General features: G+C 63.4%; 11 protein-coding genes. 7 read left to right on the top strand and 4 right to left on the bottom strand.

Annotated features, from left to right (window positions below; all coding sequences use genetic code 11):
- Nucleotides 1-56 precede the first annotated feature (56 nt).
- A complete protein-coding gene (gene carB, locus ACZ1JW_RS16720) occupies nt 57-3,380 on the bottom strand; it encodes a carbamoyl-phosphate synthase large subunit (RefSeq protein ID WP_465141389.1) in 3,324 nt (1,107 codons plus the stop codon).
- 359 nt (nt 3,381-3,739) lie between these two features.
- A complete protein-coding gene (gene carA, locus ACZ1JW_RS16725) occupies nt 3,740-4,915 on the bottom strand; it encodes a glutamine-hydrolyzing carbamoyl-phosphate synthase small subunit (protein ID WP_465141390.1) in 1,176 nt (391 codons plus the stop codon).
- A gap of 161 nt (nt 4,916-5,076) precedes the next feature.
- On the opposite strand from carA, the gene ACZ1JW_RS16730 reads away from it, so the two are divergent.
- The 4 genes from ACZ1JW_RS16730 to ACZ1JW_RS16745 all read left to right on the top strand — a co-directional run bounded on the left by ACZ1JW_RS16730 (nt 5,077) and on the right by ACZ1JW_RS16745 (nt 10,305).
- A complete protein-coding gene (locus ACZ1JW_RS16730) occupies nt 5,077-5,532 on the top strand; it encodes a GatB/YqeY domain-containing protein (RefSeq protein ID WP_465141391.1) in 456 nt (151 codons plus the stop codon).
- A 7-nt stretch (nt 5,533-5,539) separates the two neighbouring features.
- Nucleotides 5,540-7,405: a DNA primase gene (gene dnaG, locus ACZ1JW_RS16735; protein WP_465141392.1), complete on the top strand. Its 1,866-nt coding sequence runs from the start codon at nt 5,540-5,542 to the stop codon at nt 7,403-7,405.
- Between the two features lie 64 nt (nt 7,406-7,469).
- A complete protein-coding gene (rpoD, locus tag ACZ1JW_RS16740; RefSeq protein ID WP_465125629.1) occupies nt 7,470-9,476 on the top strand; it encodes an RNA polymerase sigma factor RpoD in 2,007 nt (668 codons plus the stop codon).
- A 13-nt stretch (nt 9,477-9,489) separates the two neighbouring features.
- Nucleotides 9,490-10,305: an FkbM family methyltransferase gene (locus ACZ1JW_RS16745; protein WP_465125628.1), complete on the top strand. Its 816-nt coding sequence runs from the start codon at nt 9,490-9,492 to the stop codon at nt 10,303-10,305.
- Nucleotides 10,306-10,327: 22 nt separating this feature from the next.
- Here ACZ1JW_RS16745 and ACZ1JW_RS16750 read toward each other — a convergent pair whose 3' ends face one another.
- Both ACZ1JW_RS16750 and ACZ1JW_RS16755 read right to left on the bottom strand, forming a co-directional pair.
- Nucleotides 10,328-10,783, bottom strand: a complete 456-nt coding sequence (locus tag ACZ1JW_RS16750) for a DUF3237 domain-containing protein (protein ID WP_465141393.1) — start codon at nt 10,781-10,783, stop codon at nt 10,328-10,330.
- A complete protein-coding gene (locus ACZ1JW_RS16755) occupies nt 10,780-12,072 on the bottom strand; it encodes a flavin-dependent oxidoreductase (protein ID WP_465125626.1) in 1,293 nt (430 codons plus the stop codon). Before ACZ1JW_RS16755 ends, ACZ1JW_RS16750 begins: the two co-directional genes overlap by 4 nt.
- A gap of 202 nt (nt 12,073-12,274) precedes the next feature.
- Here ACZ1JW_RS16755 and rpiB point away from each other — a divergent pair, with 202 nt between their 5' ends.
- Genes rpiB through ACZ1JW_RS16770 form a run of 3 tightly spaced genes read left to right on the top strand, consistent with a single transcriptional unit; the run spans nt 12,275 to nt 14,248 of the window.
- Nucleotides 12,275-12,712, top strand: coding sequence for a ribose 5-phosphate isomerase B (rpiB, locus tag ACZ1JW_RS16760; RefSeq protein ID WP_465125625.1), 438 nt, complete (start codon nt 12,275-12,277; stop codon nt 12,710-12,712).
- Between the two features lie 14 nt (nt 12,713-12,726).
- On the top strand, nt 12,727-14,037 hold the full coding sequence (gene glyA, locus ACZ1JW_RS16765; protein ID WP_465125624.1) for a serine hydroxymethyltransferase: 1,311 nt from the start codon (nt 12,727-12,729) through the stop codon (nt 14,035-14,037).
- Between the two features lie 4 nt (nt 14,038-14,041).
- Complete coding sequence (locus tag ACZ1JW_RS16770; protein ID WP_465125623.1) at nt 14,042-14,248, top strand: hypothetical protein; 207 nt, start codon at nt 14,042-14,044, stop codon at nt 14,246-14,248.
- Nucleotides 14,249-14,250: the final 2 nt, after the last annotated feature.

Below are 14,250 nucleotides of genomic sequence, written 5' to 3' on the forward strand. Positions count from 1 at the left end.
TACCGAATGCACAGGGCCGGACCACCAAACTCACGAAGCCGGGGGACTACCTAGGTTCAACCATAATAGTCCTGCAACGAACGCACTTCAAGTTCGGCCGAACGCAGCGCTTCGATAGCCTCCACGGCTGCTACCGAAGCGGCGGCGGTCGTGAAGTACGGAACGCGCGAGTTGAGCGCCGAGGCGCGGATCGATTGCGAGTCCTTGTGGCTCTGCCAGCCCTCGGTCGTGTTGAAAATCAACGCCATATCGCCATCGATGATCCGGTCGACGATGTGCGGACGGCCCTCGGCCACCTTGTTCACGCGCTCGACCATCACGCCCGCATCCGAGAGATATCGCGCCGTGCCACCCGTGGCGACGATCTTGAAACCAAGCGCGATCAGCTTGCGCACGGCAGGCAGGATCACCGGCTTGTCCGAATCCTTGACCGATACGAACACCGTTCCGGCCTGCGGAAGTTTCGTGCCCGCACCGAGCTGTGACTTGGCGAATGCGACGGCAAAGGTACTGTCGATGCCCATGACTTCGCCGGTCGACTTCATTTCCGGCGAAAGCACCGGGTCGATGCCGGGGAAGCGCGCGAACGGGAACACCGCTTCCTTGACCGCCATGTAGTCAATCTCGCGCTTGATCGGCGGAAGATCGGCCAGCTTTTCGCCCGCCATGACGCGCGCGGCGAACTTGGCGATGGGCGTGCCCACGGCCTTGGCGACGAAGGGCACGGTGCGGCTGGCGCGGGGGTTGACCTCGATGAGGTAAACCTCGCCGTCCTTGATCGCGAACTGGATGTTCATCAGGCCACGCACGTCGAGGCCGCGCGCGAGCAGAACCGCCTGCCGCTCCATTTCGGCGATGATCTCGGCCGAGAGGCTGTAGGGCGGGATCGTGCAGGCGCTGTCGCCCGAGTGGATGCCCGCCTCTTCGATGTGCTGCATCACGCCCGCGACGGTCACGTCGGTGCCGTCAGCCAGCGCATCGACGTCGCATTCGATGGCATCGCGCAGGTACTGGTCGATCAGCACCGGGCTATCGCCCGAGACCTGCACGGCGGTAGCAATGTAGTCGTCAAGCTGCGCCTGACTGTCGACGATTTCCATGGCGCGGCCGCCGAGAACGTAGCTCGGACGGATCAGCACCGGATAGCCGATGCGGCTGGCGACAGCGACGGCTTCGTCACGGCTGCGGGCGATGCCGTTCATCGGCTGCTTGAGGCCAAGCTTGGCGACCAGCGCGGCAAAACGCTCACGATCTTCGGCAAGGTCGATCGAGTCCGGCGAGGTGCCGAGGATCGGAATGCCTGCATCCTGCAGTGCCTGCGCCAGCTTCAACGGGGTCTGTCCGCCGAACTGCACGATCACGCCGACGAGTTCGCCCTTGGACTGTTCGACCGCGAGGATTTCCAGCACGTCTTCGGCGGTAAGCGGCTCGAAGTAGAGGCGGTCCGAGGTGTCGTAGTCGGTCGAGACGGTTTCCGGGTTGCAGTTGACCATGATGGTCTCGAACCCGGCATCGCCCAGCGCGTAGCAGGCGTGGCAGCAGCAGTAGTCGAACTCGATGCCCTGCCCGATGCGGTTCGGGCCGCCGCCGAGGATGACGATTTTCTTGCGGTCAGTCGGGGCGGATTCGTTTTCCGGTTCGCCGAACAGCGCGCCTTCGTACGTGGAGTACATGTAGGGCGTGACGGCCTCGAACTCGGCGGCGCAGCTGTCGATGCGCTTGAACACCGGGCGCACGCCGAGCTTGTGGCGCAGGGCGCGAACCTCGGCTTCGCTGGTGGCACCAGCCATCGCGCGAAGGGCATCGTGGAGCAGTCCCGAGCGCTTGGCCTGGGTCTCGCCCATGCCGCCGGCAACGCCGATGCCGCGCACGGCAAGCGTGGCGAGGCGCTTGTCCGAGAAGCCCATCGCCTTGAGGCGGCGCAGCCCGGCAGCATCGTTGGGCAGGCCGTCCTGCTGGATCTTCTGCTCTTCGGCGACGATCTCGGCGATGTGGCGCAGGAACCAGGGTTCGTACTTGGTGACGGCGTGGACTTCGTCGACCGAGAGCCCTTCGCGCAGCGCCTGAGCGATCACCAGCAGGCGATCAGGCGTGGCGCGGGCAAGCGCGGCCGTGATCTCGTCGCGGCTGGCGCCTTCGAGACCGACGACGCGGTTGAAGCCATCGAGGCCGGTTTCCAGCCCGCGCAGGGCCTTCTGCATCGATTCCTTGATGTTACGGCCAATCGCCATGACTTCGCCGACCGACTTCATCGCGGTGCCGAGCAGCGGCTCTGCGCCCTTGAACTTTTCGAAGGCGAAGCGCGGGATCTTGGTGACGACGTAGTCGATGGTGGGTTCAAACGCCGCCGGGGTGGCCCCGGTGATGTCGTTCATGATCTCATCGAGCGTGTAGCCGACAGCGAGCTTCGCCGCCACCTTGGCGATCGGGAAGCCGGTGGCCTTCGATGCCAGTGCCGAGGAACGCGACACGCGCGGGTTCATCTCGATCACGATCAGGCGGCCATCGGCGGGGTTCACCGCGAACTGGACGTTGGAGCCACCGGTCTCGACGCCAATCTCGCGCAGCACCGCGATGCTCGCGTTGCGCATGATCTGGTATTCCTTGTCGGTCAGCGTGAGCGCTGGCGCGACAGTGATGGAATCGCCGGTGTGGACGCCCATCGGATCGACGTTCTCGATCGAACAGATGATGATGCAGTTGTCCTTTTTATCGCGGACAACCTCCATCTCGTATTCCTTCCAGCCGAGGAGCGATTCCTCGATCAGGACTTCGGTGGTGGGCGAAGCTTCAAGACCGCCCTTCACGATCTTGACGAACTCGTCCTTGTTGTAGGCAATGCCGCCACCGGTGCCGCCCATGGTGAAGCTGGGGCGGATGATCGAAGGCAGGCCGGTGCGTTCGAGGATCGCGAGCGCTTCATCGATGGTGTGGGCAACGCCCGAGCGCGCGGATTCGAGGCCGATCTTGTCCATCGCCTCGCGGAAGCGCTGGCGGTCTTCGGCCTTGTCGATCGCATCGGCATTGGCGCCGATCATCTGGACGCCGTACTTCTCCAGCGTACCATCGTTGAACAGCGCCAGCGCGGTGTTGAGCGCGGTCTGCCCGCCCATCGTCGGGAGCAGCGCATCGGGGCGCTCCTTCTCGATGATCTTGGCGACGACTTCGGGCGTGATCGGCTCGACATAGGTCGCGTGCGCCATGTCCGGATCGGTCATGATCGTCGCGGGGTTCGAGTTGACCAGGATGATGCGATAGCCCTCTTCCTTGAGCGCCTTCACCGCCTGCGTGCCCGAATAATCGAACTCGCAAGCCTGGCCGATGATGATCGGCCCGGCGCCGATGATCAGGATCGAGGAGATGTCAGTGCGTTTGGGCATTACTTTACCGCCGATTTCAGGAGCGAGGATGCTTTCGAGCTCGAATTTCCCAAGCTTTCCGTCAGAGACTTTCTGTCGGACTAGCTCAGCGGAAATCGGCCCAACACCCTCAGTAAAAAGGATCAAAAGTTCAGTTCGCCCATCCGAAGTCTTCGGTCGAGCTGTCTTCACCCCGACAGAGGCAAGTGGAGCGAGATCTTTTTCGAGGGCTGCAACGTCATCAGCATCGCCAAAGACGGCATATCCTAAGAGGCGCGATGCCTCGCCAGCAGCCGAGCGAACCGGAACGCCCGGCTTCGCAACTCCCACAGTCGGGACAGTTGCCGCAAGTACCAGTGCTCCAAGGATGAAACGGACCTTCACCCCAACATCCCCACGAACTTCTCGAACAGGTAGAAGCTGTCCTGTGGTCCCGGCGATGCTTCAGGGTGATACTGCACGCCGAACGCGCGCTTGCCCTTCACCGCGATGCCGCAGTTCGAGCCGTCGAACAGCGAGACGTGCGTTTCGATCACGTTGTCGCCCAGCGCGCCCGGTGCGTTGTCGACCGCAAAGCCGTGGTTCATCGAGGTGATCTCGACCACGCCGTCTTCCATGCGCTTGACCGGGTGGTTCGCGCCGCGGTGGCCCTGGTGCATCTTGGTGGTGCGGGCGCCGGCGGCCAGCGCCAGCATCTGGTGGCCGAGGCAGATGCCGAAGACCGGCATGTCCATTTCGAGCAGCTTCTGGATTACCGGCACGGCATAAGCGCCCGTCGCCGCAGGATCGCCCGGGCCGTTCGACAGGAACACGCCATCGGGCTTGAGGGCGAGGATCGTCTCCAGCGAGGTCTCGGCCGGAACCACCGTCACGGCCGCGCCTGCTGCCACGAGGTTGCGGAAGATATTGTCCTTCGCGCCGAAGTCCATGGCGACGACGTGGGGGCGCTTGTCATGCGGTGAGCGGCCATAGCCCTTGCCGAGATGCCAGATCGAGCCTTCCCAGGTCTCCTGACCGTCACGCGTGACGACGCGGGCAAGGTCCATGCCTTCGAGGCCGGGCCAGTTGCGCGCGCGCTCGACCAGCGCGGGGATATCGAATTCGCCCTTGGGATCGTGCGCGATCACCGCATTGGGTGCGCCGCTCATCCGGATGCGGCGGGTCAGCGCGCGGGTGTCGAGCCCCGAGATGCCGATCTTGCCCTGCTTTTCCATCCACTGCTGGAAATTCGCCACGGCGCGGAAGTTGGCAGGCGCAGTCACATCCTCGCGCACCACGCAGCCGACGGCGCCGGGCGTGTCATGGCTTTCCATGTCTTCCGGGTTGGTGCCGACGTTGCCGATGTGCGGGAAGGTGAAGGTCACGATCTGCGCCGCGTAGGACGGATCGGTCATCACTTCCTGATAGCCGGTCATCGCGGTGTTGAAGCAGACTTCGCCCACCGAAAGCCCGGTGGCACCGAAACCGCGTCCCCAGGCAACAGACCCATCGGCGAGAACGAGGACTCCCGTAGCGCCATCCGGTTGAGGCGCGTGCGAAAGTGCGGGGTCGGCCATGATATGGGGCGCTCCGTTGGCAGGGGTTCTGGCGATGTTGCTAAGGGGCGGCGGTTAGACCTGCATTGCCGCAGCGTCAACCTAGCGAAGTCTGAAAGTTTGGCCTACATTGGCGGCCTTCCGCTTTTTCCCGCGGACAACCTCACAGGAAATACGATTACATGATCCGCGACACCATCAAGGCCGCGCAGATTTCTGCCATGAAGGCGGGCGACAAGCCCCGCCTCGCCGCCGTCCGCCTCATCCTTGCCAAGCTGAAGGACAAGGATATCGAACTGCGCACTGCCTCGGCCGTGCCCGAGGACGACGTGCTCGTCACCGACGTGCTGCAGAAGATGGCCAAGCAGCGCCGCGAATCGATCACGCTCTACGAGCAGGGCGGCAGACAGGAGCTTGCCGATGTCGAGAAGGCCGAGCTGGCGGTGATCGAGGAATTTCTGCCGCAACAGATGGGCGAAGACGACGTAAAGGCCGCCATCGCCGCGCTGATCGCCGAAACGGGCGCTGCGGGGATGAAGGACATGGGCCGCGTCGTGGCCGCGCTGAAGGCCAGGCACGGCACGCAGCTTGATATGAGCAAGGCCAGCGGCCTGGTGAAGGCGGCGCTTTCGGCCTGATCGGACGATGACCCTCACCCCGCAATGGCTGGACGAGCTCCGCACCCGCATCTCGCTTTCGGGCGTAATCGGGCGGTCTGTTCGCGTGACCAAGGCGGGGCGGGAGTTCAAGGCGTGTTGCCCGTTCCACAACGAGAAGACGCCCAGCTTCACCATCAACGACGAAAAAGGCTTCTACCACTGCTTCGGCTGCGGCGCGCATGGCGACGTCATCCGCTGGATGACCGACCATCAGGGCCTGCCGTTCATGGATGCGGTGAAGGAACTGGCGCTGCAGGCGGGGATGGAAGTCCCTGCCCCCGATCCGCGCGCGGCCAAGAAGGCCGAGCAGCAGAAGTCGCTGCACGACGTGATGCAGGCCGCGCAGGACTTCTTCGTGCGTTGCCTTGGCGAGGAGCGCGGGAGCGAGGCGCGTCGATATCTCGCCTCGCGCGGGTTTCCGGCCCAGATCGTCCGCGAATTCGGCTTCGGCTTCGCGCCGGACAGCCGGACCGCCCTGAAGGAGGCGCTTTCCGGCTTTCCCGACGAGATGCTGATCGAGGCGGGCCTCAGGATCGTGATCGAGGGGAAAGAACCCTATGACCGATTCCGCGGTCGCCTTATGCTGCCGATTCTCGATCCGCGCGGGCGGGTGATCGCTTTCGGCGGACGCATCCTCAGCGCCGAGAAGACTGACGCGCCCAAGTACCTGAACTCGCCGGACACGCCACTCTTCGACAAAGGTCGCACCGTCTATAACCTCCACCGCGCAGGGCCTGCCTCGCGCCAGAACGGCCGCGTGGTCGTGGTTGAAGGCTACATGGACGTGGTGGCGCTAGCAGCAGCAGGCATTGGCGAGGCCGTCGCCCCGCTCGGCACCGCGCTGACCGAACATCAGATCGAACGGCTCTGGCGCCTGGTGGAAACGCCGACGCTCTGTTTCGATGGCGACGCTGCGGGCCAGCGCGCGGCGATGCGTGCCATAACACGCGCCCTGCCCCTGCTCCGCCCCGGCCACTCCTTGCGCATCACCACCCTGCCCGCGGGGATGGACCCGGATGACGTCGTCAAGAAGCAGGGGGCGGCGGCGATGGAAAGCCTGCTGCAAGGCGCGCGCAGCCTTGTGGACGTGTTGTGGGAAGCCGAACGCGATGCCGCCCCGCTTGCCACACCAGAGGACAAGGCCGGGCTCAAGGCTCGGCTGCTTGCGCACTGCGAGACGATCCAGCACCCCGACATCAAATCGCTCTATCGCCGCGAGCTGACCGAGCGGTTTGGCGAACTCGCCTTCGCTCGCAAGGAGCGCGCGCCATTCCAGCCCCGGCAGGGCAGTGGCGGGCAGCGCGGCAAGGGCCAGCCGTGGAAGCCCGCCCCCGCTCCACTGGCTGAACAAGACCGCGCGAAAATGCTGCGGAACGGCAACGGTCCCAGCACGAGCCTGCTGGCCGCCGTGCTCACCGGGCTTGTCCGCCATCCGCAGCATATCGGCCGCCATGCCGATTCGCTGGCGCGGCTTCAGCCGGACGATCCCGATGCATCGGCGCTGATCGATGCGCTGTTGATGGTCGCGGATACCGGGCAACCGCTTGAAAGCGAGGGTCTTGCCACCATATTGCTAGAACGAGGGCTTCGGCTCCCGTCGGCGCAGGATTACGCCGGAATGCGATTCGGCTTTCTTGCCAGCGGTGGTGATTCGGCGGGTGACGAGCTTGCCGAAGCAGTAGCTCTGCTGGTCGAGCTTCCGGCCGTGGAAGAGGCGCTTGGTGAGGCCACCAGACGCCACGAAACGGAGTTTTCCGACGAAAGCTTCGCCGAACAACAGAGATTGTTGCAGCGAAGGCTGGCATTGCTTGCCCGTTTGGGGCAAATGGGCCGTGCTCGTGCTGCGTTATAATTATAGCAATAGGCGCACCCGGGTCTGCCAAGGCCCGGCTCTCAGATGGTGGTACCTGGGTTAAATGGCTTCGAACGACAAGACCGACAATGGCGACGCTCCGCTTATTGATCTCAATGATGCTTCAATCCGGAAGCTGATTGCCCGCGCCAAGCGCAGGGGAATCATCACCGTTGACGAACTCAACGAAGCGCTGCCCCAGGACCAGATGTCTGCCGACCAGATCGAGGACATCATGGCCGCGATCTCGGAAATGGGCGTCAATATCGTCGAGAGCGACGAAGACGCGGTCGACCCTGAGGAAAAGGCGCAGGACGACGAACTCGACGAGGCGGAGACCACCGAGGACCGCCCCGACATCATCAAGCGCAAGGAAACGGTCGAGCGGACCGACGATCCCGTGCGCATGTACTTGCGCGAGATGGGCGCGGTCGAACTGCTCAGCCGCGAAGGCGAAATCGCCATTGCCAAGCGCATCGAGGCCGGTCGCGACACGATGATCATGGGGCTGTGTGAAAGCCCGATCACCTTCCACGCCATCATCCAGTGGTCCGACGCGCTCAACGCCGGCGAAATGCAGCTGCGCGAAATCCTCGATCTCGACGCGATGCTGTCCAAGGAACCGCAGCCCGAGAACCTCTCGGAAGACGGCGAGGAAACCGGCGAGCCGGAAATCAGCGAAGCCACGGCCGGTCCGACCTTCAAGGAAGAAGAGGACGTCGAGGAAGAAGTCGCTTCCGATGACGAGGACGACGAACTGCGTGAGCGCCGCGCGCGTCCCGCTGAGGAAGAGGAAGAGGACAACACCCTCAGCCTTGCCCAGATGGAAGCACAGCTGAAGCCTGCCGCGCTTGAACGGTTCGCCGAGATCACCTCGCTGTTCCGCCAGTTCGAGAAGATCCAGGCCGAACGTCTGGACGCTCTTGGCATGGGCAACGATTTCCCGCCTGCCAAGGAAGCGCAGTACCAGAAGCTGCGCGAGGACCTGACGGCGCAGGTGGAATCGGTGCAGTTCCACGCCTCGAAGATCGAATACCTCGTCGACAACCTCTATGCCTTCAACCGCCGTCTGACGACGCTTGGCGGCCAGATGCTGCGTCTGGCAGAGCGCCACAAGGTGCCGCGCAAGGACTTCCTCGACATGTACGTCGGGCACGAGCTTGACGATGGCTGGCTTCAGGCGCTCGCCACCCGTGACAAGAAGTGGGCTGCTTTCGCAGCCAACGAATCCGTGCCGGTCGAGCGCATCCGCGCCGAGATTTCCGACATTGCTTCGGCCACTGGCATGTCGCTGGGCGAATTCCGCCGCATCGTGAACATGGTCCAGAAGGGCGAGCGTGAAGCGCGTATCGCCAAGAAGGAAATGGTCGAGGCGAACCTTCGCCTCGTGATCTCGATCGCCAAGAAGTACACGAACCGCGGCCTGCAGTTCCTCGACCTCATTCAGGAAGGCAACATCGGCCTGATGAAGGCGGTCGACAAGTTCGAGTACCGCCGCGGCTACAAGTTCTCGACTTACGCTACCTGGTGGATCAGGCAGGCGATCACCCGCTCGATCGCGGATCAGGCGCGCACGATTCGTATCCCGGTCCACATGATCGAGACGATCAACAAACTGGTCCGCACCAGCCGCCAGTTCCTGCACGAGCAGGGCCGCGAACCGACGCCGGAAGAAATGGCCGAGCGTCTTTCGATGCCGCTCGAAAAGGTTCGCAAGGTGATGAAGATTGCCAAGGAGCCGATCAGCCTCGAAACGCCGATCGGCGACGAGGAAGATTCGCATCTGGGTGATTTCATCGAGGACAAGAACGCGATCATCCCGGTCGACGCGGCGATCCAGGCAAACCTCAAGGAAACGGTCACCCGCGTCCTTGCCAGCCTCACTCCGCGCGAAGAACGTGTTCTGCGCATGCGCTTCGGCATCGGCATGAACACCGATCACACGCTGGAAGAAGTCGGCCAGCAGTTCTCGGTGACGCGCGAACGTATCCGCCAGATCGAAGCAAAGGCTCTGCGGAAGCTCAAGCATCCGAGCCGCAGCCGCAAGATGCGTTCGTTCCTCGATCAGTAAGCACGCAGCGGGCATGGACGGTGAATCCTCAGGACCGGAACTGGACTGGGGTTACCGTCCTGAACCCTGGCCGCTGAGGGAACTTCGTCGCCAGTTCCGGGATCTGCAGACGCATTTTCCCGGTACCCGTGCCGCGAAGTTCGCAGCCTTCAATCTCGTCACCCGCCGTTTTGGCCTGTTTGCCGATCCGGAATTCCGGCTTCTGCGCAAGCTTGATCCACTTGGCCTTGCGCTCGATATCGGCGGCAACTGGGGGCAAAGTGTGGTGGCGCTGCAGCGCTATGCCCGGCCGGACCGGATCATCACACTCGAGCCGAATCCTGTTCTGGCGCAGCATCTGCGCATGCAGTTTGCAGACACTGGCAATGTGGACGTCATCGAGATGGGTCTGGGACTGACGGCCGGCCACCATCAGATGCATGTGCCGCGCTATCGCAACTACATTTATGACGGCATTGCATCGCTCGATCGCGACGCAGCCGTCGAGTGGCTCAATTCACGAAGAATCGCTCGCTTTTCAAGCAAGCATCTGTCGGTCGACAGTTTCACGGTCCAAGTCGAGCGTCTCGACGCCCTCAAGCTTGCCCCCGACCTGATCAAGATCGACGTTCAGGGCTTCGAGACGCAAGTGATCGGTGGCGGTCTTCAGACAATTGCCGATCACAAGCCCATCATGATCATCGAACGCCCCGACGAACAGGCAGTTGTCATTCTGGGCAAGCTTGGACTGTCACCATACGGCTGGAACGGTACGAGGCTGGTCGAAGGCGACCTTACCCGCAAGAACGCGATTTTTCTTTCAGACAAGCATCACGCCCTGGTCGCGTGACGGCCGGGGCTTGCCCGGTTTATCAGTCGACCCTGTATACCGCCAGCCGCACCGTGTTTCCGACTTTGCCTCCCTGCGCAAGGAACAAGGAGCGATTGACCCAGCTGTAAGCGGCGCTCCCGCTCTCCAGCCGGATCGCCGAGCGCATGTAGTATTCGCGAGGATCGACCTGCTCGCCATTGGCAATGCGAGCGTGAACCTCGGGCGAGGCATGGCGGATGCCCTGGCTGATGACCTCGACCACCGCGCCATCGGCAGTCTCTATCGCGTAGCGGGCATCGAGATCGGCTATTCCGCCAGCCAGCACCGTCTGCCAGTCAGCCCCGATCGGCAATATCCGCCCGGACAGCAGCGGGCCGCTCGCAGTGCCGCCGATGATCGGAATGATGCGCCGAGTTCCCGCAGGGCAAGCGCCCATTTCGTGCGGGCGCGCAAGCTCGACAACCAGATCGGTCGCGTGAGTAAGTGCAATGGTCATGCGGGCACCTGACCCACACGCGCGCCTTCGGCAATCATGCGGGGGGCAGCGTTCAGCTTGTCCTTCGCAAAGCCTGCCGCCTGCTGGTAGGCGAGCATGAAGGCGCTGCGCTCCTGCGCCGGGATGATATCGTCGATGTTGTCGAACTGCCCCCCGCAGCGTTCGTCCACCATGTTGAGCAGGCCGAACGGCCCCGCACCGCGGTTGCGCATGGCGACCTGACCTATCGGACCGCAGAACTCGGCGTCGAAGCGGGCAAGCGCCTCGGCCGTGACACCGCGTTCCAGCATGATCCGCCCGATCTGGCGGGCATCGACAATGGCCTGAGATGCGCCGTTCGAGCCTGTCGGATACATCGGATGCGCTGCATCGCCGATCAGGGCGACCGGCCCATCGACCCACGTCGGCAGCGGATCGCGGTCGATCATCGGGTTCTCGTAGGCGATGTCGGACTTGGCCAGAAGTTCCGGCAGGTTCAGCCAGTCATAGACGAAACCGTCGAACTCGCGCGCGAACTCCGAGAGTTCGACAGGGCGGAACCAGCCCGACTTGGTCCAGTCATGGTCTGTGTCATAGGTCTGCTCAGCAATCCAGTTGATGTCCGACAGGCCTTCGGCGTCCGGATGCGAAATCGGGTAGATCACGACGCGATGGCGGCTCGTGCCAAGACCCACAAACGAAGAGCCTGAACGGATCGGCACGCCCTTGGCCGTCCCCCGCCACATGATCGTGCCACCCCAGTGGATCGGTGGCTGATCGGGATGCATCTGCGCGCGAACCGACGAATGAATGCCGTCCGCACCGAACAGGAGCGTTCCGGCCACTTCCTCGACCACACCTGCGCGGTCCTCGACCAGAGCCGTCACGGTGCCATCGGCTTCCTTGCGATAGCCGGTGACCTTGCTGCCCAAACGTACCGCCTGTGGCCCCAGGCGTTCGATCACCTTGCGATAGAGAAGCATGTGGAATTCGCCGCGATGGACCGCGTACTGGTGCCATTTGTAGCCCGCGAGCTTGCCGCGCGGCTCGGCATAGATCTCGCGACCGTTCAGCCCGACCAGCGCCCATTCGCGCGCCGGGATGCCGACAGCATCCATCTCGTCCTCGCCGATGCCGAGGTCTTCCAACTCGCGTACGGCATTGGGCTGAAGGTTGATGCCGACGCCCAAGGGCTTCAATTCACGCACGGATTCGAACACCGTGCAGGAAACGCCGATCTGGTGGAGCGTCAGCGCGAGTACCAACCCGCCAATGCCGCCACCGGCAATGAGCACGTGTTCCTGCGGCATCCCCAATCCATCCCGTCCTGCATCAAACGCCGCGCCTCTACGCGCGTGAGGCCGGTGCCGCAACCGCATAGACAATCACACCTGTTAGGATGAGCCCCATCGGGCAGATTTCGCAGGTCGATTTGCGGTGGCTTGTTGCGCTGCAAGAGCTTATGGGCGCGCCAACGAATCCCGTAAAACCGCTGTCGAGACACGATCCCCCATGCGTATCGCCATCGCTTCCGACCATGCCGCCGTCGACCTGAAGGCCGAATTGCGCGAGTATCTGATCGGCCTCGGCCATGAAGTAGCCGACCTCGGACCCGAAACCGCTGATCGCGTCGATTACCCGGACTATGGCTACAAGCTGGCCGGTGTCGTCGCCGAAGGCATCGTCGATTATGGTGTGGCCCTGTGCGGTTCGGGCATCGGCATTTCCATTGCCGTCAATCGCAATGCAGCCTGCCGCTGCGCGCTGGTCTCCGAGCCTCTGTCCGCCGCCCTTGCCCGTGAGCACAACGATGCCAACGTGATCGCGATGGGCGCGCGCCTCACCGGTATCGACATGGCCAAGGCCTGCCTTGACGCATTCCTCTCCACCGAATTCGGCGGTGGCCGCCATGCCGGCCGCGTCGAAAAGCTTTCCAACCCAACCGTTTGAAGGAGCCCCCAGAGATGACCACCGCCACAGCAGCGCCGGAAATCCGCAAAGCCGGCTTCTTCACCGAGCATCTGGAAACGGCAGACGCTGAAGTCTTCGCCGCCATCAAGGGTGAACTGCACCGCCAGCAGACCAAGATCGAGCTGATCGCGTCCGAAAACATCACCAGCCGCGCCGTGCTCGAAGCCACCGGCTCGGTCTTCACCAACAAGTACGCCGAAGGCTATCCGGGCAAGCGCTACTACGGCGGCTGCGAATACGCCGACATCGTCGAGAACCTCGCGATCGAGCGCGCCAAGAAGCTGTTCGGCTGCAACTTCGCCAACGTCCAGCCCAACTCGGGCAGCCAGATGAACCAGGCCGTCTTCCTCGCGCTGCTTCAGCCGGGCGACAGCTTCATGGGGCTTGACCTCAACTCGGGCGGCCACCTCACTCACGGCTCGCCGGTCAACATGAGCGGCAAGTGGTTCAACGTGATCCCTTATGGCGTGCGCCCGGACGATCACCTGATCGACATGGACGAAGTTGCCCGCCTCGCTCGCGAGCACAAGCCCAAGCTGATCATCGCTGGCGGCACCGCCTATTCGCGCACTTGGGACTGGGCCGCCTTCCGCGCCATCGCCGACGAGATAGGCGCGTGGCTGCTGGTCGACATGTCGCACATCTCGGGCCTGGTCGCAGGCGGGGCGCACCCCTCACCCTTCCCGCATGCCCACGTCGTCACCACCACCACGCACAAGTCGCTGCGTGGCCCGCGCTCCGGCGTAATCCTTACCAACGACGAGGATCTGGCCAAGAAGTTCAACACCGCCGTGTTCCCCGGCATGCAGGGTGGACCGCTGGTCCATGTCATCGCGGGCAAGGCGGTTGCCTTCGGCGAAGCCCTGCGCCCTGAATTCAAGGCCTATGCCCACCAGATCGTCAGCAATGCGAAGGCACTGGCCGAAAGCATCAAGGATGCAGGCCTCGGCATCGTCTCGGGCGGCACCGACAACCACCTCATGCTGGTTGACCTCACGCCCAAGGACGTGACCGGCAAGGCCGCCGAAAAGGGCCTCGATCGGGCCTGGCTCACCTGCAACAAGAACGGCGTTCCGTTCGACAAGCGCTCGCCCTTCGTCACCTCGGGCATCCGCCTTGGCACGCCTGCGGGCACGACCCGCGGTTTCCGCGAGGAAGAGTTCCGCACCATCGGCAAGCTGATCGTCGAAGTGGTCGACGGCCTTGCGCGCAATGGCGAAGAGGGCGATGGTCAGGTCGAACAGCGCGTGCGCGACCGTGTCGCCGAACTTTGCGCGCAGTTCCCGATCTATCCGGAGCTGTAAGACCATGAACAACCAGGACGATATCGCCGCCCGCGCCAAGGAAGAGATCTCGGGCATGGCAAAGCAGGGCCTCGCCCACCCGTCGACCAAGCCGGTGCTGACCGGCGCGGCGATCGGTGCGGTGGCAGGCGTACTCCTCCCGGTTGTTTCTCTGCCGCTCGGACTTGCCGTCGGCGCAGGCTTCGCCTTCTGGCAGCGGATCAAGCGCTGACA

It is taken from the genome of Novosphingobium sp. BL-A-28-Hi1-0D (genome assembly GCF_055521755.1).

Coding starts and splice junctions, on each gene's coding strand:
- carB (WP_465141389.1), bottom strand. CDS start 3,380: ATGCCCAAACGCACTGACATCTCCTCGATCCTGATCATCGGCGCCGGG.
- carA (WP_465141390.1), bottom strand. CDS start 4,915: ATGGCCGACCCCGCACTTTCGCACGCGCCTCAACCGGATGGCGCTACG.
- ACZ1JW_RS16730 (WP_465141391.1), top strand. CDS start 5,077: ATGATCCGCGACACCATCAAGGCCGCGCAGATTTCTGCCATGAAGGCG.
- dnaG (WP_465141392.1), top strand. CDS start 5,540: ATGACCCTCACCCCGCAATGGCTGGACGAGCTCCGCACCCGCATCTCG.
- rpoD (WP_465125629.1), top strand. CDS start 7,470: ATGGCTTCGAACGACAAGACCGACAATGGCGACGCTCCGCTTATTGAT.
- ACZ1JW_RS16745 (WP_465125628.1), top strand. CDS start 9,490: ATGGACGGTGAATCCTCAGGACCGGAACTGGACTGGGGTTACCGTCCT.
- ACZ1JW_RS16750 (WP_465141393.1), bottom strand. CDS start 10,783: ATGACCATTGCACTTACTCACGCGACCGATCTGGTTGTCGAGCTTGCG.
- ACZ1JW_RS16755 (WP_465125626.1), bottom strand. CDS start 12,072: ATGCCGCAGGAACACGTGCTCATTGCCGGTGGCGGCATTGGCGGGTTG.
- rpiB (WP_465125625.1), top strand. CDS start 12,275: ATGCGTATCGCCATCGCTTCCGACCATGCCGCCGTCGACCTGAAGGCC.
- glyA (WP_465125624.1), top strand. CDS start 12,727: ATGACCACCGCCACAGCAGCGCCGGAAATCCGCAAAGCCGGCTTCTTC.
- ACZ1JW_RS16770 (WP_465125623.1), top strand. CDS start 14,042: ATGAACAACCAGGACGATATCGCCGCCCGCGCCAAGGAAGAGATCTCG.